The 23,960-nt window shown below is 70.3% G+C and carries 21 protein-coding genes, 2 tRNA genes, 1 rRNA gene and 1 pseudogene; 16 read left to right on the plus strand and 9 right to left on the minus strand.

Annotated elements, in window-relative coordinates; all coding sequences use genetic code 11:
* Positions 1 to 85: 85 nt before the first annotated feature.
* Both cobT and BO64_RS01055 read left to right on the plus strand, forming a co-directional pair.
* Complete coding sequence (gene cobT, locus BO64_RS01050) at positions 86 to 2,035, plus strand: cobaltochelatase subunit CobT (RefSeq protein WP_496401418.1); 1,950 nt, start codon at positions 86 to 88, stop codon at positions 2,033 to 2,035.
* A complete protein-coding gene (locus BO64_RS01055; RefSeq protein ID WP_496401419.1) occupies positions 2,032 to 3,027 on the plus strand; it encodes an esterase-like activity of phytase family protein in 996 nt (331 codons plus the stop codon). The genes cobT and BO64_RS01055 overlap by 4 nt, the downstream gene beginning before the upstream one ends.
* A gap of 66 nt (positions 3,028 to 3,093) precedes the next feature.
* Here BO64_RS01055 and rpmB read toward each other — a convergent pair whose 3' ends face one another.
* Both rpmB and BO64_RS01065 read right to left on the minus strand, forming a co-directional pair.
* A complete protein-coding gene (gene rpmB, locus BO64_RS01060; RefSeq protein WP_496401420.1) occupies positions 3,094 to 3,390 on the minus strand; it encodes a 50S ribosomal protein L28 in 297 nt (98 codons plus the stop codon).
* 347 nt (positions 3,391 to 3,737) lie between these two features.
* Positions 3,738 to 4,445, minus strand: coding sequence for a M23 family metallopeptidase (locus BO64_RS01065; protein WP_496401421.1), 708 nt, complete (start codon positions 4,443 to 4,445; stop codon positions 3,738 to 3,740).
* A gap of 272 nt (positions 4,446 to 4,717) precedes the next feature.
* Here BO64_RS01065 and mtnN point away from each other — a divergent pair.
* A pseudogene (mtnN, locus tag BO64_RS01070) lies at positions 4,718 to 5,431 on the plus strand (5'-methylthioadenosine/S-adenosylhomocysteine nucleosidase).
* Here the strand turns inward: mtnN and BO64_RS01075 are convergent.
* The 4 genes from BO64_RS01075 to BO64_RS01090 all read right to left on the minus strand — a co-directional run bounded on the left by BO64_RS01075 (position 5,428) and on the right by BO64_RS01090 (position 10,145).
* Positions 5,428 to 7,263, minus strand: a complete 1,836-nt coding sequence (locus BO64_RS01075; protein ID WP_496401422.1) for a DUF885 domain-containing protein — start codon at positions 7,261 to 7,263, stop codon at positions 5,428 to 5,430. The pseudogene mtnN and the gene BO64_RS01075 sit on opposite strands and share 4 nt — an antisense overlap.
* A gap of 76 nt (positions 7,264 to 7,339) precedes the next feature.
* Entirely contained in the window at positions 7,340 to 9,037 is a 1,698-nt protein-coding gene (ybaL, locus tag BO64_RS01080) for a YbaL family putative K(+) efflux transporter (RefSeq protein WP_496401423.1), read from the minus strand.
* Between the two features lie 68 nt (positions 9,038 to 9,105).
* Positions 9,106 to 9,720, minus strand: coding sequence for a hypothetical protein (locus tag BO64_RS01085; RefSeq protein WP_496401424.1), 615 nt, complete (start codon positions 9,718 to 9,720; stop codon positions 9,106 to 9,108).
* Between the two features lie 86 nt (positions 9,721 to 9,806).
* Complete coding sequence (locus BO64_RS01090) at positions 9,807 to 10,145, minus strand: hypothetical protein (protein WP_496401425.1); 339 nt, start codon at positions 10,143 to 10,145, stop codon at positions 9,807 to 9,809.
* A 237-nt stretch (positions 10,146 to 10,382) separates the two neighbouring features.
* Between BO64_RS01090 and BO64_RS01095 the strand changes: the two genes are divergently transcribed.
* The 7 genes from BO64_RS01095 (at position 10,383) to BO64_RS01125 (ending at position 18,193) form a co-directional block, all read left to right on the plus strand.
* A complete protein-coding gene (locus BO64_RS01095) occupies positions 10,383 to 12,929 on the plus strand; it encodes a helicase-related protein (RefSeq protein ID WP_496401426.1) in 2,547 nt (848 codons plus the stop codon).
* On the plus strand, positions 12,926 to 13,207 hold the full coding sequence (locus tag BO64_RS01100) for an RNA-binding S4 domain-containing protein (RefSeq protein WP_496401427.1): 282 nt from the start codon (positions 12,926 to 12,928) through the stop codon (positions 13,205 to 13,207). The genes BO64_RS01095 and BO64_RS01100 overlap by 4 nt, the downstream gene beginning before the upstream one ends.
* A gap of 160 nt (positions 13,208 to 13,367) precedes the next feature.
* Positions 13,368 to 13,709, plus strand: coding sequence for a ferredoxin FdxA (gene fdxA / locus BO64_RS01105; protein WP_496401428.1), 342 nt, complete (start codon positions 13,368 to 13,370; stop codon positions 13,707 to 13,709).
* A 311-nt stretch (positions 13,710 to 14,020) separates the two neighbouring features.
* Positions 14,021 to 14,536 (plus strand): CarD family transcriptional regulator, encoded by a 516-nt coding sequence (locus BO64_RS01110; protein ID WP_496401429.1) that lies wholly within the window; start codon positions 14,021 to 14,023, stop codon positions 14,534 to 14,536.
* Positions 14,537 to 14,665: 129 nt separating this feature from the next.
* Positions 14,666 to 14,809 carry a hypothetical protein gene (locus tag BO64_RS01115; protein WP_496401430.1) on the plus strand — a complete coding sequence of 48 codons (144 nt, stop codon included), beginning with the start codon at positions 14,666 to 14,668 and terminating at the stop codon, positions 14,807 to 14,809.
* Between the two features lie 51 nt (positions 14,810 to 14,860).
* Positions 14,861 to 14,937: transfer RNA gene (locus BO64_RS01120), tRNA-Arg, on the plus strand.
* Between the two features lie 325 nt (positions 14,938 to 15,262).
* Positions 15,263 to 18,193 (plus strand): ATP-binding protein, encoded by a 2,931-nt coding sequence (locus BO64_RS01125; RefSeq protein WP_496401431.1) that lies wholly within the window; start codon positions 15,263 to 15,265, stop codon positions 18,191 to 18,193.
* Here the strand turns inward: BO64_RS01125 and BO64_RS01130 are convergent.
* Entirely contained in the window at positions 18,190 to 19,119 is a 930-nt protein-coding gene (locus BO64_RS01130) for a helix-turn-helix domain-containing protein (RefSeq protein WP_496401432.1), read from the minus strand. The genes BO64_RS01125 and BO64_RS01130 overlap by 4 nt on opposite strands.
* Positions 19,120 to 19,410: 291 nt before the next feature.
* On the opposite strand from BO64_RS01130, the gene BO64_RS01135 reads away from it, so the two are divergent.
* The 6 genes from BO64_RS01135 to BO64_RS01160 all read left to right on the plus strand — a co-directional run bounded on the left by BO64_RS01135 (position 19,411) and on the right by BO64_RS01160 (position 23,615).
* Positions 19,411 to 20,106, plus strand: coding sequence for a sensor histidine kinase (locus BO64_RS01135; RefSeq protein ID WP_496401433.1), 696 nt, complete (start codon positions 19,411 to 19,413; stop codon positions 20,104 to 20,106).
* 118 nt (positions 20,107 to 20,224) lie between these two features.
* Positions 20,225 to 20,962, plus strand: coding sequence for an SDR family oxidoreductase (locus BO64_RS01140; protein ID WP_496401434.1), 738 nt, complete (start codon positions 20,225 to 20,227; stop codon positions 20,960 to 20,962).
* Positions 20,963 to 21,040: 78 nt separating this feature from the next.
* A complete protein-coding gene (locus BO64_RS01145) occupies positions 21,041 to 21,883 on the plus strand; it encodes an alpha/beta fold hydrolase (RefSeq protein ID WP_496401435.1) in 843 nt (280 codons plus the stop codon).
* Between the two features lie 72 nt (positions 21,884 to 21,955).
* Entirely contained in the window at positions 21,956 to 22,132 is a 177-nt protein-coding gene (locus BO64_RS01150; RefSeq protein WP_496401436.1) for a hypothetical protein, read from the plus strand.
* Positions 22,133 to 22,138: 6 nt separating this feature from the next.
* Positions 22,139 to 22,969 carry a zinc-binding alcohol dehydrogenase family protein gene (locus BO64_RS01155; RefSeq protein ID WP_496401437.1) on the plus strand — a complete coding sequence of 277 codons (831 nt, stop codon included), beginning with the start codon at positions 22,139 to 22,141 and terminating at the stop codon, positions 22,967 to 22,969.
* Between the two features lie 163 nt (positions 22,970 to 23,132).
* Positions 23,133 to 23,615: a GNAT family N-acetyltransferase gene (locus BO64_RS01160; protein ID WP_496401438.1), complete on the plus strand. Its 483-nt coding sequence runs from the start codon at positions 23,133 to 23,135 to the stop codon at positions 23,613 to 23,615.
* An 86-nt stretch (positions 23,616 to 23,701) separates the two neighbouring features.
* On the opposite strand, the gene BO64_RS01165 is transcribed toward BO64_RS01160, so the two are convergent.
* Together BO64_RS01165 and rrf are read right to left on the minus strand one after the other, a co-directional pair.
* A tRNA-Met gene (locus BO64_RS01165) sits at positions 23,702 to 23,778 on the minus strand.
* Positions 23,779 to 23,839: 61 nt separating this feature from the next.
* Positions 23,840 to 23,954 (minus strand): 5S ribosomal RNA (gene rrf / locus BO64_RS01170).
* Between the last annotated feature and the right edge of the window lie 6 nt (positions 23,955 to 23,960).

Consider the following 23,960-nt stretch of genomic DNA (forward strand, 5'->3'; position numbering starts at 1 on the left):
GTCGCTGAGAACACGGCTTGGCCGTGGAGGTTCCCCGATACTTCCTTGTTTCCCGCCGGGTCAGCCCTGATCTAAGACGGAAGCGATGGCGAAGAACCCGGAAAGCCCCCTGGAGCCGTTCAAGCGCGCCCTGGCGCACGCCGCCCGCTCGCTTGCCGAAACCCCGGACCTGGAAATCGTCTATTCCGGCGAGGGTCCGCAGCTTCAGGGCAACCGGGCCATCCTGCCTCATCCGCCGCGCGACCTGACGCCCCAGGAGGCGGCGCGCATCCGCGGCCTCGCCGACCAGATGGCCCTGCGGATCGCCCATCACGACGCCGCCACCCACGCCCGCAGCCGCCCGCAATCGCCGCTGGGCCAGCCGATCTACGACGGGCTGGAACAGGCGCGGATCGAGGCCATCGGCGCCAACGCCATGGGCGGGGTGCGCGAGAACCTGGCCGCCGTGATGGAGCAGGCCTGGGCGCGGCGGACCGTCAATCAGGTCGAAGCCCTGGCCAACCCGCCCATGGGCGAGGTGGTGGCCCTGATCGCCCGGGAACGGCTGACAGGCCAGCCGCCGCCGGCCGCCGCCAAGCCGCTGGTGGACCTGTTCCGGGCCGAGATCGAGGAGAAGGCCGGCGCCGACCTCGACCGCCTGGCCGAGGCCCTGGAAGATCAGCAGGCCTTCGCCAGGATCGCCCGCAGCATCATTCGCGACCTGAAGATGGGCGACGACCTGGCGGACACGCCCGACCAGGACGACGAGGAGGACCAGGGCGAGGATGAGGGCGAGTCCACGCCGTCCGAGACCGAGGATGAAGGCGACGGCGAGAGCCAGAGCCCGCAGCAGTCGGCCATGGACGACGAGGAGTCGCAGACCCGCGAGGCCGAGACCGACGACAGCCAGATGATGGAGGCCCAGGAGGATCCCGACGGCCAGGACGCCGAGGAGCCTCCTGAAATGGGCGAGGGCGACCAGCCCGCCCGCCCCGATCCGTCCGGCGACAACCGAGCGGTCACCTACAAGGTCTTCACCACCGAGCACGACGAGATCGTCGCCGCCGAGGAGCTGTGCGAGCCCGAGGAACTGGCCCGTCTGCGGGCCTATCTCGACCAGCAGCTGGCCTCGGTCTCCAACGTGGTCTCGCGTCTGGCCAACCGCCTGCAGCGCAAGCTGCTGGCGCAGCAGAACCGCTCCTGGACCTTCGACCTGGAGGAAGGCGTCCTCGACGTCGCGCGCCTTACCCGGGTGATCATCGACCCCACCGCCCCGCTCTCCTTCAAGGAAGAGGAGGACACCGAGTTCCGCGACACGGTGGTCACCATCCTGATCGACAATTCCGGCTCCATGCGCGGTCGTCCGATCATGGTGGCCGCGGTCTGCGCCGACATCCTGGCGCGGACCCTGGAGCGCTGCGGGGTGAAGACCGAGATCCTGGGCTTCACCACCCGGGCGTGGAAGGGCGGCTCGTCCCGCGAAGACTGGCTGAAGGCCGGCAAGCCGCCGCAGCCCGGCCGGCTGAACGACCTGCGCCACATCATCTACAAGGCCGCCGACGCGCCGTGGCGCCGGGCCCGCCGCAACCTCGGCCTGATGATGCGCGAAGGGCTCCTGAAGGAGAACATCGACGGCGAGGCCCTGATGTGGGCCCACCAGCGGCTGATCGGCCGTCCCGAACAGCGGCGCATCCTGGTGGTGATCTCGGACGGGGCGCCCGTGGACGATTCCACCCTTTCGGTGAACTCGGGCCATTACCTGGAGCGCCACCTGCGCGAGGTGATCACCGAAATCGAGACCAAGAGCCCGGTGCAGCTCATCGCTATCGGCATCGGCCACGACGTGACCCGCTACTATCGCCGCGCCGTGACCATCGTCGATGTGGAGCAACTGGCGGGCGCCATGGTGGAGCAGCTGGCCGAGCTGTTCGAGGAGGAGCCCCGGGCGGTGAACCGCCGGACGGCGGGCCTGCTTGCGCCGCCGCCCACCACCCAAGGCCCGCAGGCCGCCCCCCGCCGCTCCACCTTCAAGGAAGTCCGGAGGGCCACGGCTTGACGGCGGCTCGCCGCGGCCTGGGCGCGCTCGCCGCCGCCTTGCTGCTGGCGGGCTGCCTGGACGGACCGGCGGCGCGGCTGCCCACCGAACCGGTCGCCTATGGCGCGGCCATCGTCGTGGACGGCGCGCCCGTCCCGCTCGATCCCACGGACCCCGCCCGCACGCAGATCGGCAATTTCATCTATGCCGGGGGCCTGGCGCTCAGCTCGTCCCAGACCTCGCGGCTCGGCGGCCTCTCGGACCTGAAGGTCACGGCGGACGGGCGGCTGATCTCCATCGGCGACCAGGCCGACGTCCTCGAGGCGCAGATCGTCCTCGACGCGGCCGGCCGCCTCGCAGGCCTCGCGGACGCCCGCATCTCGGCCCTCAAGGACGTGACGGGCGCGGACCTCCACGCCGGCGGCCCTAGTGAATACGACGTCGAGGGGTTCGCCGTGCTCGCCGACGGAACCCTGGTGGCGGCCTTCGAACAGCACGACCGCATCCTGGCCTATCCGCCGGACGGCGCCCTGCCCCGGCCGGCGCCCGCCCCGAACATCCGCTACGTGAGCAACAAGGGCATGGAGGCGGCCATGGCCGCCCCCGAGGCCGGCCCCGACGCCTATCGGGTGGGGATCGAGGCCACCGGCGAGCTGTTCCTCTGCCGGCTGTCCGCCCCTTGCGCGCCCGACGGCCGGGTCGACCTGGAGGGCTCCGAGCTGGTGGCCATGGACGCCCTGCCCGACGGCGGCCGCGCCTATCTGTTCCGCAGCTTCTCACCCCTGACCGGCAATATCGTGCGCCTGCGCATCGTGGATCGCCAGGGGCGCGTTGTCGATTCGCTCGAGATCCGCCGCCCGCTGACAGTGGACAATTTCGAGGGGCTGGCCGCCACGCCCTCGCCGGACGGCGGCGTGCGCTTCTATCTCGTCTCGGACGACAACTTCGGCTTCTACAACGGCCTGCCCACCGGCCAGCGCACGCTGCTGCTGGCCTTCGACTGGCGGCCCTGAGCGAAAGCAAAAAGAAAAGGCCGCCCCGAAGGACGGCCTTTCCGGAACGACAGCTTGTGTCTGGCCTTAGGCCGCCGACTGCTCGGCGAGCTTGGCCTTGATCTGGCGCTTGATCTTCAGGGCGCGCGGCGAGAGCACCTCGTCACGGGCCTTGAGCAGGACGGCGTCCAGGCCACCCTTGTTGTCCACCGTACGGAGCGCCGCATTGGTGATGCGCAGGGTCACGCTCTGGCCCAGGGCTTCCGACACGACGGTCGCCTTGGTCAGGTTCGGCATGAACCGACGCTTGGTCTTGATGTTCGAGTGGCTCACGTTATGGCCGACCATCGGGCCGACACCGGTGAGTTCGCAGCGACGCGACATGGCGAAAGGACCTTCGCGGAAAAACTTCAGGACACGCGGGCGGCGGCCGTCCGCGCGGGGAGCGGGCGATATAGAGGAAGGCGCCTGCGCGCGTCAAGGCGAGGCGGCCGGAAAGCGTGCGGAGCGGGCCTTTACGTCGCCTTCAGCCGACGCGCCTTGTAGGCGCCCCAGCCTGCGGACACCATATCTCGTAGGGAACGAAAGCCGAATCGCGGCGAGTCAGCGATTCGGACACGCTGCGTTCCGCGGCCGTTCCAGAACAGCCTGACCTTGCGTCAGGCGCCGGCCTCCGGGCGCGTGCGCCCTCACGCGCGGCAGCCACGCCGTATTCAGAAAACCGCCCGCGATCAGTCGGCGGCGATGATTCCGGCGCCAGCCGCCAGGGGCCGCGCCACATACTGGGCGGTGATCATCCGCGTGGCGTCCATCCGGCGGCCGCGCTTGTCGATCAGCTCCAGATGGACGTGGTCGGTCATGCCCCCCGGATACTTCCGCTGCAGCGAGTGGACCTTGCCGATCGGCTGGCCGACCCGCACCGCATCGCCAACCTCCACGTCGGGATCGACGTAGAAGGCCCGGGCCTCCAGCTGCAGGGCCGGGTTGCTGATCTCCACGAACCGCAGATTGGCGTCACCCGCATAGGCGTAGCCGATCTTGGTGACATAGCCCGAGATCGGAGCCGCTACCGCCTGGCCGCCCTCGGCGACGAAGTCGACTCCTTCGTGGCGGCGCACGCCGCCGTCGCGGGAGGCGCCGAACTTGCCCGAGCCGTAGGCGTCATGTTCCCGCGGCGCCTGGCCGGTGGGATTGGCGAAGTCGGCCTGGCCGTCGCCATCGAGGTCCGCGCCCTGCCAGATCAGCTCCATCTGCACCGTCCGGACGACCGGCGCCTCGGCGCGCTGCATGGCGGTCATGATCGCCGGGCGCGGGCCGGCGGGCGTGGGCACCGGGGCGGCCGCTGCTGCGGTAGCCACTACGGCGGCGATGAGCGTAACAGCCTGCAGCGGGCGATCCTTCGCCAGTTCGGAAAGGCGCGCGCGCCAGCCGTCCATCATGCCTTGTACCCTTTTCACCGATGGCGCCCTGCCCGGACTGCCGCCGGGCTTCAGGACGATGCTTTCTGCTTAGAGACGCCGCCACTCCACGGCGATGGTTCCCACCGTTTCGCGTCTCACCGGGGCGGAATATGGGCGCCGGGTGGGCAATTGGCATGCGTCATCACGCCGCCCCGGTCGGCCATGGTTCACCGAACGCCGAGACGGCGCCTCGCCTTGCGACATGTGGAACGGCCTTGGACGGACGCCCTGGGATGGGCCAGAAGGCGCGGATGATCGGCATTCTCTGCGCCACACCGGAAGAACTGGCCGCCCTTCGCGCGACGCTGGGCATCGACACGCCTCCTGAAACCTACGGCGGGCTGCAGGTCTCGACGGCCCACGGCCTCGCCCTCGCCCGCAGCGGCCTGGGCAAGGTCAACGCCGCGGCCGCCGCCACCCTGCTGCTGGACCGATTCGGGGCACGCACCCTGGTCTTCTCGGGCGTGGCCGGCGGCCTGCACCCATAACTGCCGGTGGGCTCGGTGCTGCTGGCCGGGGCCCTGGGGATCCACGACTACGGCATCGTCACCGCCGGGCGCTTCACCGCCACCCGCTCGGGGGAGATCCCGTTCGGCGCGCCGGAGCTGGCCGCGCTGGAGCCTGTGGCGCCCGAGGTCCGGGCGACCTTCGAGCGGCTGCTGGCCCGGGTCGGGCCGAGCCTTGGCCATCCCATCCGCCTCGGCGGGATCACCACCGCGGACTATTTCCTGAACTGCAGCGTCACCCGCGACGCGCTGCGCGCCCGCCTCGGCGCCGACGCCATAGACATGGAAAGCGGCGCGGTGGCCCAGGTCGCCGAGGCCTGGGGCGCGCCGCTCTATGTCATCCGCACCCTCTCGGACCTCGCCGGCGAGGAGAGCCACGTGACCTTCACCGAGATGGAGGCCATGGCCGCGGCCAACTCCGCCGCCTGCGTGAAGGCGCTGCTGGAGCTTCTGGCCTAGCCCTTCACCGCCGCGATGTGGCGGTCGACCACCGTCTCCAGGACCGCCAGGGGCGCGCCGCCCGTGGTGACCACGAGGTCGTTGTAGTCGCGCAGGTCGAACTTCGGGCCGAGCGCCGTCTTGGCCTTCTCGCGCAGGCGGACGATCTCGTTGTGGCCGACCTTGTAGGCGCAGGCCTGGCCGGGGCTGGCGCAGTAGCGGTCGACCTCGCTGGTGGCCGCGACGATCGAGCGGCCGGTGGCGCCGGCCAGCTCCTGGATCGCCTTTTCCCGGGTCCAGCGCTTCTCGTGCAGGCCGGTGTCCACCACCAAGCGGGCGCAGCGGAAGCGGAGGGCCTGCAGGTAGCCCAGGCGGCCGAACGGATCGTCCTTGTAGAAGCCCACCTCGTCGGCCAGCTGTTCGGCGTAGAGCGCCCAGCCCTCGACGAAGGCCCCGAAGCCGATCAGCGAGGAGATGGTGTGGATCTCGTTGCTACGCTCGGCAAGGTACGCCCCCTGCCAGGCGTGGCCGGGCAGCGCCTCGTGCATGGAGAGGCTGGCCAGGGTGTATTTCGGCCAGTTCGCCGTGTCGGACAGGTTCACATAGTAGATCGCCGGCCGCGAGCCATCGAGGGAAGCGAAGTTCATGTAGCCGAGGGCGGCGCCCGCCTCGATCTCCTTCGGCACAGCCCGCACCTCCACCGGCGCCTTCAGGCCCAGTTTCGAAAACTGCGAGATGTACGGCCGGATGCCGTCCACGGCCTTCTCGATCTCGGCCAGGACCTGCCGCTTGCCTTCGTCCGTGTTGGGATAGAGGAAGCGCGGATCGTGGGTCAGGGCGCTCATGCGCTCGCCGACCGTGCCCTGGGTGATCCCCTGGGACTTCAGGATCGCATCCATGATCCCGTCGATCTCGCGGCCCTGCTCGAGGCCGATCCGGTGGATCTCGTCGGGCGAGAGATCGGTGGTCGTGTTGTACTTCAGGGACCAGCGGTAATAGTCGGCGCCGTCCTTGAACTTCCAGACGCCGGCGTCGTTGGTGGCGCTCGCCTGCAGGGCCTGGATGGCCTCAAGCTGGCGGCCGATGGCCGGATAGACCTTCTCCGCCACGATGGCCGCGGCGCGGGCCTGCCAGTCGCCGGCGATGCCCTTGGCCCTGGCGCGCTCGGCGACGGACGTGGCCATGCGCGAGGCGGCCGGGTCGACGGCGCGGGCGTCGGTGAGCTGCTTGACCACCGTGGCCAGGATGAAGGCCGGCGGAACGACGCCCCGGGCCGCGGCGTCGCGGGTGCGTTCGGTCTCGGCGTCGATGGCCGCGCCCAGTTGGTCGAGGCGCGCCAGATAGGCCTCGGCGTCCTCGCGGGTCTCCACCGGGTGTTGCGAGTTCAGGAACTCGGGGACATTGGCCACCGAGCCGTCCTGCTGGCTGACGACATAGGGGTTGGCGTAGTCCTGCCCATAGACGAACCGGCCGCCCTCGGCGCCCAGGTCCATGGCGTAGAGCACCGTGTCATAGAGCGTCAGGTCGCGGCCCTTGAGGCTGCTCCGCGGGATGGCCCGCAGGCGCTTGGCACGGTCGGCGTAGGCGGCGATCTCCCGGGCGCGGCCGGCGGCCGTGCGGTCGTTCAGACGACTGCGCAGGTCGGCGTAGCGGCCGTTGTCCAGTCCAAGGCCGGTGGCGTAGGCCGGGTTCTCGCGCAGGATCTCGTCGACGAAGGCGTCGAGCAGGGCGGCGAGACGCGGATCGGCCACCGGACCGGCGGCCGCGCCCTGGGCGAAGACGCGGAGCGGCGCGGCCGAGGCCAGGCCCGCGGCGGCGGCGGTCAGCAGGATCTGACGGCGGGAAGCGTGCATGAGGGAGGTCCCCTAGACTGAGATTGCGGGGACCCTAACCGCTCCGGGCGATGGCGCAATGGCCGAGGTTCGCGCCTCAGGCGGCGGCCGGCGCGGCCTCCTCTCCCACATCGCTGATCATCAGCCGGGCGATCTCCTGCTCGCCCATGATCACCCGGTCGGCGCCATTGGCTTTCAGGTGCTCCACCTCGGCGTCGAGGTGGGCCCGGGCGACGATCCGCAGGCCCGGGTTCATGGCCCGGGCGCGGGCCACGATCTCGCCGGCCTCGAAGCCGTTGGGCACCGCCACCAGCAGACTGCGGGCCCGCCGCACCCCGGCGGCCTCCAGCACCTCGGTCCGGGCCGCATTGCCGTGGATCGCCGACTGCCCCACCTGGCGCAGGTCCTCCACGCGGTTGATGTCGGACTCGATGATCACCGTGCTCTCGCCCTGGCGGATGAGATGCTCGGCCACGCGCTTGCCGACCCGGCCGAAGCCGATGACGATCACATGGTCCGAACAGGCCGTCTGGTAGGGCGAGGCCACATCCGAAGGCGCCTCGCCGCCGGTCTTGGCGCTGAGCCGCCGCAGGCGCATGGCCCGCAGGCGTCCGGCGATGGCGAAGACGGTGGGGTTCAGGACGATGGAGAGGATCGAGCCGCCCAGCACCAGGTCGCGCCCGGTCTCCGGCAGCACGCCCAGGGACAGGCCCAGGGTGACCAGGATGAACGAGAACTCGCCCACCTGCGCCAAGCTCGCGGCGATCAGGACCGCCGTGTCGCTGGGATAGCGGAAGGCCCGGACGATGAAGAAGGCCGCGGCCGACTTGCCCACCAGGATGATGGCGAGGGTGGCCAGCACCGCCAGCGGCTTCTCCACCAGCACCATCGGATTGAACAGCATCCCCACCGAGACGAAGAACAGCACGGCGAAAGCGTCGCGCAGCGGCAGGGTGTCGTCGGCCGCCTTGTGGCTGAGCTCGGACTCCTTGAGGATCATGCCGGCGAAGAACGCGCCCAGGGCGAAGGACACGTCGAACAGCACCGCCGCGCCGTAGGCGATGCCGATGCCGATGGCGAGGACCGCCAGGGTGAACAGCTCCCGCGAGCCGACCCCGGCGACCCGGGCCAGCAGCCAGGGGATCACCCGCCGGCCGACCACGAACATCAGGGCCACGAAGGCCGCCACCTTGCCGAAGGTGATGGCGAGGGACGCGCCGAGCGAGCCGCCGGCCGAGGCCTGGGCGGACGCCGCGCCGTCGCCGCCCGGGAGGGTGGTGGCCAGCACAGGCAGCAGCACCAGGGCCACGACCATGGCCAGGTCCTCGACGATCAGCCAGCCGACGGCGATGTGACCGCTGCGGGTGTCGAGCAACTGCCGCTCCTCAAGCGCGCGAAGCAGGACCACGGTGCTGGCCACGGAAAGCGCCAGACCGAAGATCAGGCCCCCGGCGATCGGCCAGCCCATGACCCAGGCCAGGCCCATGCCGAGCAGGGTGGCCACCGCGATCTGCGCCACCGCCCCGGGCAGGGCGATGTTCTTCACCGCGAACAGGTCCCGATAGGAGAAGTGCAGCCCCACGCCGAACATCAGGAGGATCACGCCGATCTCGGCGAGTTCGGCGGCGAGCTTGGAGTCGGCGGTGAAGCCCGGCGTGAACGGTCCGACGAGGACCCCGGCCAGCAGATAGCCCACGATCGGCGACAACTTGAACCGGCTGGCGACCAGGCCAAGGATGAAGGCGACCAGGAAGCCGACGGCGATTGTGGCGATCAGGGGCGTGTGATGCAGCATGGGACTCCGTTGAACGTGCGGGGGGCCATCCGGTCCGCCCGCAGCGGAGGATGGCTGCGAAAGCGGAACTAGGCCTCGGTCGGCGCGAGGGTGAGCAGGCCGACGAGGGCGGCCTGCAGGGCCGCGGCCCAGGGGCGGCGGGCGCTCAGCAGGACGACCAGGGCGACGAGGCTCAGCGCCGCGGCCAGCACATAGCCGGCCTGACGGTCGCCTTGAAGCAGGGCGGGGGCGCCCGGCAGGCTGAAACCGATGAGCGCCGCAGCGGCGGCGCTGGCCAGGGCGAAGACCTCGACGCCGGGCCGGGCGGCGCGCCGCGCGAGCGGCTCCGGCAGTTCGGCCTCGCTGCGCGCGGCGGCCAGCAGCGAGGTCACGTCGCCGCGGTCATAGGCCGGGGGCAGCACGCCGATGGGCGCGTGGTTGAGGATGGCCGGAACCCGGTCACGGTCGGCGGGCGGCAGGAAGGCGATCGACAGGGCGTGGGCTCCCGCCTCGGGGATGAAGGGCGCCAGAGGCTCGGCCGCGTCCGGGTCCAGCACCAGCAGATGCGGTCGCCATTGGGCCAGTTCGGCTTCGGTCGCGGCGCGGGCCGTGGTTCGGCGGAATGTGACCCCCGGCTGGCCGGCCAGGAAGCGCTCCAGCCGTTCCGCCTTGCGGTCGTCCGCCTCGACCAGGACCCGCAACATCGATCCGCCGCCTCCTCTTGGATGTGTAGCGTCAGACCATACAGCCTCGCGCGCCCCGCCCAAATGATGCGCGCATTATGGGGCGCTTATATCTCCGCCGGCGCGTCGGCCGGAGACGGCGCCGGCAGCACCAGCCAGACCATTCCGTCGTCGCCGCGCATGGAGTGCGGCGCCCCGGGATCTCCGGCCTCCAGAAGCGTCACGCCGCTCGCCAGAAACACCCGCTGCGCCAGGTCCAGCCGCACCAGCTTCTCCCGGTGCAGGTCGGAGAGCGCCCGCATCGCCCGCTCCGCGGTCAGGCCATAGGTCTCCCGGGCATGCTGCAGCAGCCGGCGCTTGGGCGCCCGTCCCGTGGGCCCGCGGCAGTCGCGAAGGCTGCGCAGCAGGGCGTACTGGGCGTCGTCCAGCAACAGGCGTTCAGTCATACCCTCGGACCTCCGTGGTTGCGCCGCTCGGGCGGCCTGAAACCCCACCGCTCGCCAACCCCGACATCGGGGTCAAGCGCCGGCCAATCAAGCCGGCGTGAGACGCAGCCGCCCTTCACCCAGGCGGTAGGCGCAAGGGGCCCAGGCGTTGACCGGGCAGGCAGGCGTCGCCTGAGCTCGATGCGCGAACGGCCGGCTCCGCTTGCCCGACTCTGCGGCCCATCCCACCTTAGGGCCATGAGCGACCGTCCGTCGGGCGCAGCGCCGCCACGGCTGGTCGCGGTGCTCGGCCCCACCAACACCGGCAAGACCCACCTGGCGGTCGAGCGGATGCTGGGCCACCAGTCGGGCATGATTGGCCTGCCGCTGCGGCTGCTGGCCCGCGAAATCTACGACCGGATCGTCAAGCTGCGCGGGGCGCGCGCCGTCGCCCTGATCACCGGCGAGGAGAAGATCGTCCCGCCGAGGCCGCAATATTTCGTCTGCACCGTCGAGGCCATGCCCCTGTCGGTGGAGGTCGAGTTCCTGGCGGTGGACGAAATCCAGCTGTGCGCCGATCCCGAGCGCGGCCACGTCTTCACCCACCGGCTGCTGCACGCCCGGGGCACGCGGGAGACCATGCTGCTGGGCGCGGGAACCATGGCCCCGCTCGTGCGCCGCCTCCTGCCCCACGCCGAGATCCAGACGCGGGACCGGTTCAGCACCCTGAGCTATGCGGGCCCCAAGAAGCTGACACGCCTGCCCCGGCGCTCGGCCGTGGTCGCCTTCAGCGCCGACCAGGTCTACGCCATCGCCGAACTGATCCGGCGGCAGCGGGGCGGCGCGGCCGTGGTCATGGGCAGCCTGTCGCCACGCACCCGCAACGCCCAGGTGGCCCTCTATCAATCGGGCGAGGTGGACTTCCTGGTGGCGACCGACGCCATCGGCATGGGCCTGAACATGGATGTCGACCATGTGGCCTTCGCGGGCCTGCGCAAGTTCGACGGCCGGCGCAGCCGCTTCCTCTATCCCCAGGAGATCGGCCAGATCGCCGGCCGGGCGGGCCGCTACCAGAAGAACGGCACCTTCGGCGTCACTGGCGAAGCCGAAGACATGGACCCCGATCTCGTGGAGGCGGTGGAGAACCATCATTTCGAGCCCGTGTCCGGCGCGGAGTGGCGCAACTCGAAGCTCGACTTCTCCTCCCTGCCGGCGCTGATGAAGTCCCTGGCCCAGGCGCCCGACCGCGAAGGGCTGAAGCTCGCCCGGGAGGCCCTCGACGAGATCACCCTGCGCCAGCTGGCCGAGGATCCCGACGTCGCCCGCCGCACCCGGGACAAGACCAACCTCATGCGCCTGTGGGATGTCTGTCAGACGCCCGACTTCCGCAAGACCGCCACCGACGAGCACGTCCGGCTGGTGAAGGACTTCTTCTTCCAGCTCACCGGCGGGCGGCGCCGCATCGCCGAGGACTGGATCGCCCGCCAGTACGCCCACCTCGACCGCATCGACGGCGAGATCGACGCCCTCGCCCAGCGCTTGGCCTCGGTGCGCACCCTCGCCTATGTGGCCAACCGCCCCGACTGGCTGCACGACGCGGCCGGCTGGCAGGGCCGCACCCGCCAGCTCGAGGACCGGCTCTCCGACACGCTGCACGAGAAGCTGATGGCCCGGTTCGTGGACCGGCGGACTAGCGCGCTCATGCGGGCGCTGAACGTGCGCGAGGAGATGCTGGCGGGGGTCGCCGCCGACGGCGCCGTGACCGTGGAGGGCCACTATGTGGGCCGCCTCTCCGGCGTGCGTTTCGAGCCGGCCGAGGGGCAGACGGTGCTGGAGACCAAGGCCCTGCGCGCCGCCGCCAACCACGCCGTGGCCCCCGAGATCGCCAAGCGCCTGGGAAGGCTGGCCGCCGAGCCGGACGAGGCCTTCAGCCTCAGCCCCGACGGCATGGTCCTCTGGCGCGGGGAAGCGGCCGGGGTGATCGCCGGGGGCGAGCCCTTCAGCCCCCGGGTCCGGCTCCTCGGCGAGCTCGGCCATGACGCCGCCCGCCAGCGCGCCCAGCGCCGGCTCGAGGCCTTCGTGGCGGCCGAGGCCGCGCGTCGGCTTTCGCCGCTCCGGCGGCTGGAGAGCGCCCTCGCCGACGGAAAGGTCAAGGGCCTCGCCCGCGGCCTCGCCTACCGTCTGGTGGAGGCCGGCGGCGTGTTGGACCGAGCCGAGGTGCGCGAGGAGACGCGCGCCCTGAGCCAGGTGGAACGCCGCGTCCTGCGAGGCCTCGGCGTGCGCATCGGCGCCTTTTCGCTGTTCATGCCCGGCCTCCTGAAGCCCGAGGCCCGGGCCCTCGCCCAGGCCATTGCGGCCCGCATGCGCCCCGACTGGCGCCCCGTGGCGGGCGCCGTCGTCGCGCTGCCCGAAGGGATCGCTGCCCGCACGCTCTCCGCCCACGGCCTGCGGGCGGTGCGCGGTCTCGCCGTCCCGGTTGAGCAGCTGGAGCGGCTGGATGAGCTTCTCCGCGGCGCCGCGCGGCAGGGGGCGGGCGTGCTGCTGTCCGACCAGGCCCGGGAGGAACTGGGCTGGAGCCGCCGGGAGGCCGAGACCATCCTGCGCGGCCTGGGCTTCGCCCCGGCGAACCGCCCGAAGGCCGGAGAGCCCATCGCCTGGCGCCGGCGCGGCGAAAAAAAGGCCGCCCCCGAGGCCAAGCCCCCGCCGGCCCACTCGCCCTTCGCCGCCCTCGCCGCCCTCAAGGATCAGCCGCCCCCGGCCCGGCGTAGACGCCCCCGCCGCCGCAAGAAGGCCGCCCAGGCATGATCGAGGAGTCCTGCCGCGCGGACGTCTGGCTCTGGCGCGCCCGCTTCTTCAAGACAAGGTCCCTGGCGGCGAAGTTCATTGTCGAGGGCCGAGTGCGTCTCACCCGGCAGGGGCAGGAAAACCGCCTCGACAAGCCGGCCCGCCCCGTGAAGCTCGGCGACCGACTGGTCTTCGCCCTGGGGGGGCGGCTGATCGCCGTGCAGGTGGAGGCGTTCGGCGAGCGCCGCGGTCCGGCGGAAGAGGCGCGGATGCTTTACTCCCACCTCGAGGCCGGCTGACAGGCTTCCGGCGGCCACACGTCTTTGGAGATTTTCCGCCAGGTCCGCAGGACTGTCAGATTTCCTGGCGGCGCCTGCAAAGCCGCCGCATTGACAACCGGGCGGCGGCCTTGGAAAACCCGCGCGCCCGAAGGGGGGCAGCCCGGAGTACCTGCACGCCATGACCTACATCGTGATGGATCCCTGCATCAAATGTAAGTTCATGGACTGCGTGGAGGTGTGCCCCGTCGACTGCTTCTACGAAGGCGAGAACTTCCTCGTCATCAATCCCGACGAATGCATCGACTGCGGGGTCTGCGAGCCTGAGTGCCCGGTGGACGCGATCAAGCCCGACACCGAAGACGAACCCGACGGCAAGTGGCTGCGCATCAACGCTGAATACTCGCGGGTGTGGCCGAATATCACGGTCAAGGGCGAGCCGCCGGCGGATCGGGAGCAGTACGAACGGGAAACCGGCAAGTTCGAGAAGTACTTCTCCGAGAAGCCGGGCCGCGGCTCCTAGACCCTTACGGCTCCGGTTCCTGGAGCTCATCGGGCCTGCGCCGGCGCAAGCCTTTCATTCCGCTGAATTTTGTGATACCGTCATTGTTGACGTGGCGGCGTGGCTTGCCTGCTGCCTGTCTCAACACGGAACAGCCCGCCGCCGGCCCGCGCGGCTCGGGCAAGGGTGTCTGTAGATAGGTCTACTTCCGCTCAGAGCGATGACGCCGCCGCGATCCCATTCCGCGGACAAGGTGGTTTTGTCGCTCGGCGGCCGCTCGCGTCTCGCTCCCGGCTGTCCTGCCGGACAGGGTTTTTGAGAGGATTTTCTCGATGAGCAAGAACGGTCACGATTTCTCGGTTGGCGATCACGTCGTCTACCCGGCTCACGGCGTGGGCCAGGTGCAAGGGATCGAAACCCAGGAAGTCGCCGGTCTGAAGCTTGAGGTCTACGTCATCACCTTCGACCACGAGAAGATGACTCTTCGCGTTCCCACCGCCAAGGCCAAGACCGCCGGCCTGCGTCCGCTGGCCGATACCGGCCTGGTGTCGAAGGCCCTGAGCACCCTGAAGGGCCGCGCCCGGGTGAAGCGCACCATGTGGTCGCGCCGCGCCCAGGAGTACGAAGCCAAGATCAACTCGGGCGACCTGATCTCGATCGCCGAAGTGGTGCGCGACCTGCACCGCGCCGAGAACCAGCCCGAGCAGTCCTACTCCGAGCGCCAGCTCTATGAGAGCGCCCTGGACCGCATGGCCCGGGAAGTCGCCGCCATCGAGCGTATCGACCGCGAGGCGGCCATCGCCATGCTGAACAAGTCGCTGGTCAAGGCCGCGGCCGCTGCGGCCTAAGCGCCTCGGTCCAGCCCAGACGGAACGACGCCCGGCCCCGCGCCGGGCGTTTTTCGTTCCGGGCGCCGCCGTCGGCCGGAACGGGCCTCGCCCGGCGGGGTTGTCCCCTACGAAACCCAGGAGGACGACATGGCCAAGGTCGAAGGCACGCGCAATGACGAGACCGCCACGCCGTCCAGCCAGCGGCGCGGCCCCGAGAAGGTCGTGCTGATCGCGGTGATCGCCATCGCCGTGATCGGCGTCGCCGGCCTCCTGGTGATGGCCGCCGGCTAGCGCGGACGGCTAGCGCGCCGGCCGCTCATGCCTTAAGACCCGGCCGCGTGCGGCCCGGTAGCTCAGCCGGATAGAGCAGGGCTTTCCTAAAGCCAAGGTCGGGGGTTCGAGTCCCTCCCGGGTCGCCAAACCAAGTTTTTGTAAAGCCATCACTTTTCAACCTCGCACCTCAGCGCCGCCCAGCAGCGGCTTGGCGCACTGGCTGAGCGACCGACGGGCGGCGCACGCCAGGACATGGTGAGGAGGCGTACGCCGCGCACCGGCCGGCCGGACTCCTGCCGCTCCAGCCACGGCCAGGGCTGAAGCTTTCATCACCGCCCCTCGCTGCAGGCGAGCTGCGGGCCGCCGCCGCCCGCCCATTGAAGATTGGCGTTGCGCGATCGCCGGTATCCCATTTACGTCGCCCGCGTCCTCTCACGTTTGCGGCGGGCCACCAGGGCGGAGCGTTTCCGCATGCACAGCTTCACATCGACGTCCCCGGATCGCGAGGCGCCTCACGAGCCGCCGGAGAAGCCCAATCTTGGTGAGGCCCGGCCTCATCCCGCCGGCGGAGCGACGGCGGACGACGCCGAAACCCTTCGCTTCGGGCCGTTCAGCCTGTCGCTCGCGCGGCGAGTGCTGCTGCGCGACGGCGTCGAAGCGCCGCTGGGCGACCGGGCCTTCGATACGCTCGCCCTCCTGGCCACGCGGGCCGGCGAAGTGGTCACCAAGCGGGAGATCCTGGACCACGTCTGGCCGGGCCTCTTCGTCGACGAGGCCAATCTCCGCGCCCAGATCGCCCAGTTGCGCAGCGTGCTCGGCGATGCCCCCGACACTCCGGCCCGGATCCTGAATGTCAGAGGACGGGGCTATGTCTTCACCACCGAAACCGCCGGCGCGCGGCGGCCGGCAAGGCCCACGGCGCAGTCCGGGGAAGCCCGGCTGGTCCGCCTGCCCAGGCGCGGCCAGCGGCTCCTGGGCCGGGCGCGCGCGCTCGACGAGATTCTAGCCCTGTCCTCGACCCGGCCGCTCACCACCATCGTCGGCCCGGGTGGGTTCGGAAAGACCGTCCTCGCCATCGAGGCCGGCCACCGGCAGGCGGAGAGTTCGAGCGCCGACGTCTGCTTCATCGACCTCGGCGCTTTGCACGCGGGTGATCTCGTCCTGCCCACCGTGGCCTCGGCCCTGGGCTGCGCCTGGCAGGGGGAGGACCTGCTCGACGCCCTGGTGAAGAACCTCGCAGACCGGGACCTGCTGCTCATTCTGGACTGCTGCGAACATGTGCTCGGCGAGGTGTGCGAGCTCGCCACGGCCCTGCTCCGGAACACCAGCGTTAGGGTCCTGGCCACCAGCCGCGAGGCGCTGCGTGCGGAGGACGAACGCGTCTACCTCCTGCCGCCCCTGGAGCTCCCCGCCGAGAAGGCCGGCCTGTCGGCTGAGGAGGCCATCACCGCCGCCGCCGTCCAGCTCTTCATGGAGCGCGCCGCGTCAAGGGGCTACATCGGCGAACTTCACGACCAGGACGCCGCCACGCTGGCCGAAATCTGCCGACATCTCGACGGCGTCCCCCTCGCCATCGAGATGGTGGCCAGCCGCCTGCCCACCTACGGCTTCTCGGGGCTGCTGGCGGCCCTTTCCGGTCGAGCGATGCTCGATTGGCCGGGACGGCGCAACGACGCCCGCCATCAGTCCCTCCAGTCGGCGCTGGACTGGAGCTTCCAGCTGCTTTCGCCCGAGGAACAGCGCGTGCTCGCCCGCCTTTCGATCCTCAGCGGCCCTTTCAGCGTCGCGGACGCGCAGTCCGTCGCCTGCCTCGAGGGCGAAGAACCCTGGATGATCGTCAGCGCCATAGAGGGCTTGGCCGACAAGTCCCTGCTCGCCATGACCACGTACGAGGGCCAGCAGACGTTCCGCATGCTGGACGTGACCCGCCTCTACGCATCCCTGAAGCTGGCCGAGAGCGCGGAGGCCCGCGCGGTCGCCGAAAGCCATGCCCGCTGGTGCGCGGCGCGGCTGAGCGAGGTCTATCCGCTGGAGAGCTATCAGCCGCCGCCGGAGCGCCGCACCGCGGAGCGGGCGGTCGGCAATGTGCGCGCCGCGCTGGAGTGGGCGTTTTCGGCGGACGGCGACACGCGTTTCGGGTTCGAGCTGGCCGCCTATGCCTCGCGGATGTTTCGCGACCTTTCCATGCACACGGAGTGCCTGAGATGGTGCGCCGCCGCGCTAGATCTGACGGGGCGGGACGCCGCCCCGACCCTTCCGGCCCTGAGGCTGCAGGAAAGCCTGGCGCAGTCTCTGATGTTCACCGCCGGCAACCAGCAGCGGCTCGAAGACGCCATCGACAGGGGGCTCGAAATGGCCCGTGCGCTGGGCGCGCGAGAGACGCACCTGCACCTTCTCGCCGGCTCGAACCTCTACCACACGCGCCGGGGCGACTATCGCAGCGCCCTCGTCGCCGCGGAGCAGTTTGCGGCGCTGGCCGACGACGATCGCCGCCCCTCGGAACGCGTGGCCGCCGACTGGCTGCTCGGCGCCACCCATCTGCTGATCGGCGACCCGTTGCGTGGCGAGCAGTTTCTGGAGCACGGGCATGCGTTGGCGGAGACCATGCGGGAGCGGCCGCCGCCCTATTTCGGATACGACCACGCCTGGCGCGGAACAATCGCCCGCGGCCTGATCGCCTGGCTGAGGGGCAAGCCCGAGACCGCGGTGGCGCTCACCAAACACGGCCTGGCCGCCGTTTGCGCCGAGAACCATCCGATCTCCATGTGTATCGCGCACCTCTACGCCAGCTGGCTCACGCTGTGGCTGCGGGATCTGGAGTGGGGCGAGGAGGTGGCCGAGGTGGTCTACCGCATCGCGGAACGGCACCAGCTGAAGCCTTATCTGGCCGGAAGCATCGCCCTCCGAGGCCAGTTGCTCCTGCTGAAAGGCGACGTGGGGGCCGCTCTCGAAGTCCTGGCCGGGGTCACCGGCTCCCTTCGCGAGGACCGCCTGCACATCGTGCTGGATCCCGCCTTGCGCGCCTACGCAGAAGCCCTGTGCCGCGTGGGTCAGGCGCCCCTCGCCGAAGAGATCGTCTCGTCGCTCGTGCGGAGCGCCGACGACGGAATGCCCACCTATCTCCTGCCGGAACTGCTTCGCACCTGGGGCGACATCCGCCTTGCGGGAGACGCCCCGCGCATCGAGGCGGCGGAAGGCTGCTACCTGCGGGCGCTGGACGTCGCACGGACTTCGGGCGCGCTCGGATGGGAACTGCGCGCCGCGACATCCGTCGCACGCCTGTGGATCGGCGCGGGCCGAGCGGACGAGGCGCGATCGCTTCTGCGCGGGACGCTCGCTCTGTTCACGGAGGGGGGCGACACCCCCGACCTCGCCGAGGCCCGGGCTCTCCTCCCGGACTAGGCGGCCTCAAGACGCTGCAGCCGCCGCCAGCGGCCGGGGGGTTCCCCACACAGTTGCCGAAACACCGTGGTGAAATGGGCCTGGGTCTGAAACCCCACCGCCAGGGCGATCTCGGCCAGGGGCATGTCGGTCCGGCGCAGGAGGTCCTGCGACCGCTCCACGCGCCGGCGCGTCACATAGTCGTGCGGACGCAGGCCCATCGCGGCCCGGAACTGGGCGGCGAAGTGCATCCGGCTCAGGCCTGCGCACCGCGCCAGGTCCGCCAGCCGCAACGGCTGAGCGATGTCGGCCTCGATGAGGTCTAGGACCCGCTTCAGCCGCCACTTGGGCAGACGCCGTACGCGGCGGGTTTCCGACTGATTTTCCTCGCTGTCCAGGAGCCTGACGAGGATGGCCTGGGCGATGCCATCCAGAAAGAGCGCCTGGGGTTCGTCGCCCGCCTCGTCCGCCAGCAGCAGCGTCCCGGCAAGTCGCTCGATCGTCGGGTCCGCCCCCGAGACCCGCACCCGATCCAGCGCCACGTCGGAACCGCCGTGATGCGCCCGGAGGATCCCGTCGAGGCGCGCCTGCGGAACGCGGAGCTGCAGAACGTCACAGGAGCTGCGGAAGGAAAGGCGCGACGCAGTCCCCGGCAGCGCCATGTACGCCGCGCCGGCGGCGACCCGCCCCTGCTCCAGAGGCCGCCCGTCGACGAGCAGCTCGAACTGGCCGGCCTGAAGCGCGATGGCGATGACGGCGTGGTCCGGGGCGCAGACCTGCTCGTGATAGCGCGGCCAGGAGGCGCGGCGGCGGCGGGCGACGATGCGCATCGTGCGCGGCTGCGCGTCGATCTCAAGAGCCGGCGACGCCATCGGCCACCGGCCGCCGGTGGGCGCGTAGACGTTCGCAAAGCCATCGGAATACGGAATGTGGTCGAACGAAAGCATGGGCGCCTCTCGCCGCAGTCGGCGGCGCGCTGGATCGCACCGCACGGCCACATTCCGCGGGCCGGCCCGAGAAGACGAAGCAAGCGCGGTAAGCTTCCGTAGGATTTCGTAAGCGCCCCGGAGAAGCGCGGCTGGGACGCCTCGCGTCGGCGTGCGAACCGAAAAGCGGCGTTCGGTCTCGGAAGATCGCTTTCCCCGGCCCCGACTACCCCGAAGGCGGCGGGCCAGCGGAACGGCTCGCCTCGGGACACCAGGGGAGCAGCCATGGGGCCGATGCAACAGTCCGAGGATGTGATCTGGACCGACGCGCGACGGTCGAGCGAGATCCACGACCTGCGCAATCTTCTGCAGGTGGCGGTCAGCGCCGTCAGCACCTCCCGGCGCCGGATCGGCGGCCCCGAAGCCGAGCTCGAAACGGCTCTGGACCTGGCGAGCGCCGCGCTGGAGAAGGCCAGCGTCTTTGCGACGCGGCTCTTCATGCCCGCCCACGTGCGCGAGACGCCGTCGCTTCCGTCCCGTGTGGTTCTGCGGGACCTGGAGCCCCTGATCCGCCACGCGATCGGCGATCGCATCGCCCTCCGCCTGTCGGTCGCCCCGGATGCGCCGCCCCTGTCCTGCGACCAGCAGGCGTTCGAGAACGCCCTCCTGAACCTTGTCGTCAACGCGCGGGACGCGATGCCCGGCGGCGGCGTCCTCCATATCGGCTGCTGCGCCTGCCGCCGTTGCCCGGCCGAACTGGGCTGCTGCCTCATCAGTCTGAGAGACACCGGACACGGAATGCCGGCCGAGGTTGCGGCCAGGGCGTTCGAGCCGCACTTCACCACCAAGGGCGCGGGAGGCTCCGGCCTCGGCCTGCACAACGTCAGAACCTTCGCGCGCCGGAGCGGCGGTTTCGTCGAACTCGCAAGCAGGCCTGGCGCCGGAACCGAGGTCCGCCTCCACCTGCCCCGAAATCCGGACGGCGACGGGGCTTCACGCGCCCCCTGACCTGGGACCGCCGACGCCGGTGGGCCGATTGTCGGTCGTTTTCGCAATCCCGATCCAGGCTCGAAAGACCACGTCCCGCCCCGGCGCGAACATCCGTCCCGAACGACGGAGTACGACCATGCTCGAAACCATGAAGACGGCGATGGTGACCGGCGCCTCCCGCGGCATCGGGGCGGCCATCGCGACCCGTCTCGCCCATGACGGGTTCAGCGTCGTCATCAACTACGCCGCCGATGCGGCGGCGGCCGAGGCCCTCGTCCGCAAGATTGAACAGTCCGGCGGCAGCGCCACGGCGATCCGGGCCGACGTCAGCGACGCCCGGGCCGTCGCGCGGCTCTGGGACGAGGCGGAGACCGCGTTCGGCGGCGTCGACGTGCTGGTCAACAACGCCGGGATCATGCGGCTGGCCCCGCTCGCCGACACGGACGACGCGCTGTTCGACAGCCAGATCGCGATCAACCTCAAGGGCGCCTTCAACGTTCTTCGCGAGGCGGCCTCGCGTGTCCGGACGGGCGGCCGCATCGTCAGCCTCTCCTCCAGCATGGTCGGCATGTTCGCGCCGTCCTACGGCGCCTACGCGGCCACCAAGGCCGGGGTCGAGGCCATGACGCATATCCTCACCAAGGAGCTGCGCGGCCGGAACATCACCGTCAATGCGATCGCCCCCGGGCCGACCGCCACCGACCTGTTCCTGAGGGGAAAGCCGCAAGAGGTCATCGACCACCTCGCCCGCGCCTCGCCCCTCGAACGGATTGGCCGCCCCGAAGACGTGGCCGCGGTGGTGGCCTTCCTCGTCGGCCCCGACGGCGGCTGGATCAACGGCCAGGTCCTCCGCGCCAACGGCGGCATCATCTGATCCCCGCCCAAAGACACAGCCCCCTACCATCGGCGGCGCATTCGCCGCGCCCTCCCAACCCACGAAAGGAGCGATCTCATGACCAGCGGCTTCATCAAGACCCGCGACGGCGTCGACATCTTCTACAAGGACTGGGGACCCAGGACCGCCCAGCCGATCGTCTTCCACCACGGCTGGCCCCTGTCGTCCGACGACTGGGACGCGCAGATGCTGTTCTTCCTGAGCCACGGCTATCGCGTCGTCGCGCACGACAGGCGCGGGCACGGACGGTCCCAGCAGGTGGACGTCGGCCACGACATGGACCACTATGCCGCGGACGCTGCCGCCGTCGCCGAGGCGCTCGATCTGCGCAATGCGGTCCACATCGGCCACTCCACCGGCGGCGGCGAGGTGGCGCGGTACGTCGCCGGATTCGGCCAGCCGCAGGGCCGCGTCGCCAAGGCCGTCCTGGTCGCCGCGGTCCCGCCCCTCATGGCCCAGACCGAGGCCAATCCGGACGGGACGCCGCTGTCGGTGTTCGACGGCTTCCGGGAAGCGCTGTCCGCCAACCGGGCGGAGTTCTTCCGCGCCGTTCCGGCCGGGCCCTTCTACGGCTTCAACCGGCCGGGCGCGAAGGTCTCGGAGGCCATCATCGACAACTGGTGGCGCCAGGGGATGATGGGAAGCGCGCTCGCCCATCTCGAAGGCATCAGGGCCTTCTCCGAAACCGACCAGACCGAGGACCTGAGAGCCATCACCGTGCCGACCCTCGTCCTGCACGGCGACGACGACCAGGTGGTGCCCTACCAGAACGCCGCCCTGAAGCAGATCGAACTGCTGCCCAACGGAACCCTGAAGATCTACCCCGGCTACTCGCACGGGATGCTCACCACCCACGCCGACGTCATCAACCCGGACCTGCTCGCCTTCGTCCGGTCCTGACACCTGCGCCTTGCGCGCCTGGGCAGAGGCTCGCCGCGCGCAAGGCGAGGCCTGTGAAAGGAAACCCAAGCCATGAAAGCCATCGGCTACTACGCCGCGGGCCCACTCGATCGTGAGGACGCCCTGGTCGATCTCGAACTGCACGCCCCCATGCCGAGCCCGCGCGATGTTCTGGTCCGGGTCAAGGCCGTGTCGGTCAACCCGGTGGACGTCAAGGTCCGCGCAGGCCGGCCGCCCGCCGAGGGCTAGGCGGCGGTGCTGGGCTGGGACGCGGCCGGCATCGTCGAGGCGGCCGGCCCGGACGTGACCCGGTTCCGGGTTGGCGACGAGGTCTACTACGCCGGCGACCTCAGCCGCCCGGGCGCGAACGCCGAACTCCACGCGGTGGACGAGCGGCTTGTAGGCCACAAGCCCGCGAGCCTGGACTGGGCGCAGGCCGCCGCCCTGCCGCTGACCTCGATCACCGCCTGGGAGCTGCTGTTCGACCGACTGCAGGTTCCCTACGGCCAGAAACGCGGCGACCGCTCGCTGCTGGTGATCAATGGCGCCGGCGGCGTAGGCTCGGTCCTCATTCAGCTGGCGCGGCGCCTGACGGGCCTTACGGTGATCGGCACCGCCTCGCGCGCCGAGACCATCGCGTGGGTCAAGTCGATGGGCGCCCACCATGTCATCGACCACCACCAGCCGCTCGACCGGGAACTGGCGCGGATCGGCATTCCGGAAGTCCACTGCGTGGCCGGCCTCACCGGCACCGACCGGCAGCTTCCCTACTTCCCCGAGATCGTCGCGCCCCAAGGGCGCATCGCCCTGATCGATGACCCGGCGACCTTCGACATCACCCCGTTGAAGCGCAAATCGATCACCGTGGCCTGGGAACTGATGTTCACCCGATCATTGTACCAGACCCCGGACATGGAGGAGCAGCACAGGCTCTTGGAGGAGGTCGCCCAGCTGGTCGACGCCGGCGTCCTGAAGACGACCCTCACCGAGGTGCTCTCTCCGATCAACGCCGCCAATCTGAAGTCTGTCCATGCCAAGCTTGAGGCCGGCAGGGCGATGGGCAAGATCGTTCTCTCCGGCTTCTAGCGGCAGGCGACCAGCTCCCGGCGGGCCGCTCAAGGCGAAGGTGGATCAGGGCCCCTCGCCGTCACGTTCAGGGCGGCCCGTGGGGCTGACGCCCAGTCGCCGGCAGAAGGCGACGGTGGCCGACGGATTGTGAAACGCGGGGCGGCGCCGTAGCCAAGGGCCCATGGCGTCCTTCCCCACCGTCCTCATTCGCCGCGCCCGCCCGGCCGACGCAGCCGCCCTGCGCGAGGTGATCTACGATACCCACGAGTCCACCTGGTTCCCCCAGGTGACGCTGCAAGCGGTGCAGCGTTTCCGCGCCGAGGACCCGCCGGCCGCCTATATCGCCAGCCGGCTCGGCGAGTTCCGGGTCGCCGAGTGCGACGGCGAGGTCGTGGGGTTCGTGAACTGGGCCGGCGATTTCGTCCACGCCCTGCATGTGCGCTCAAGCCATGCCCGGATGGGCATCGGCCGGCGGTTGATGGACGAGGCCGAGGCCGAAATCGCCCGGGCGGGCCACGCCAAGGTGCGGCTCGAGACCGACACCTTCAACGCCCGCTCCCGGGCCTTCTACGCGGCCCGAGGCTATCGGGAGATGGACCAGTATCCGGACAAGGTCTGGGACAGCGGCCTGACCACCCTCCTGCTGGAGAAGGCGCTCGCCTGAGCGCCCCTGCGGCAGGTTTTGGGTGTTGGGTCAAAGGAAAACGCCGCCCTGATTTGGGGGCGGCGTTTTGGTGTTGTTTGGAAGGTTGGGTGCGGGAGCAGGATTTGAACCTGCGACCTTCAGGTTATGAGCCTGACGAGCTACCGGGCTGCTCCATCCCGCGGCAAAGCCGGTACTGGTGTAGTGGATTGAAGGGTTCTTGGACGGCTGCATCCGCTTGGTAGACCTGGCGGCGACCTACTCTCCCGCGCCTTAAGACGAAGTACCATCGGCCCAGAGAGGCTTAACGACCGAGTTCGGAATGGGATCGGGTGGGGACCTCTCGGCATAGCCACCAGGTCAACG

The organism is Phenylobacterium composti DSM 19425 (genome assembly GCF_059568645.1).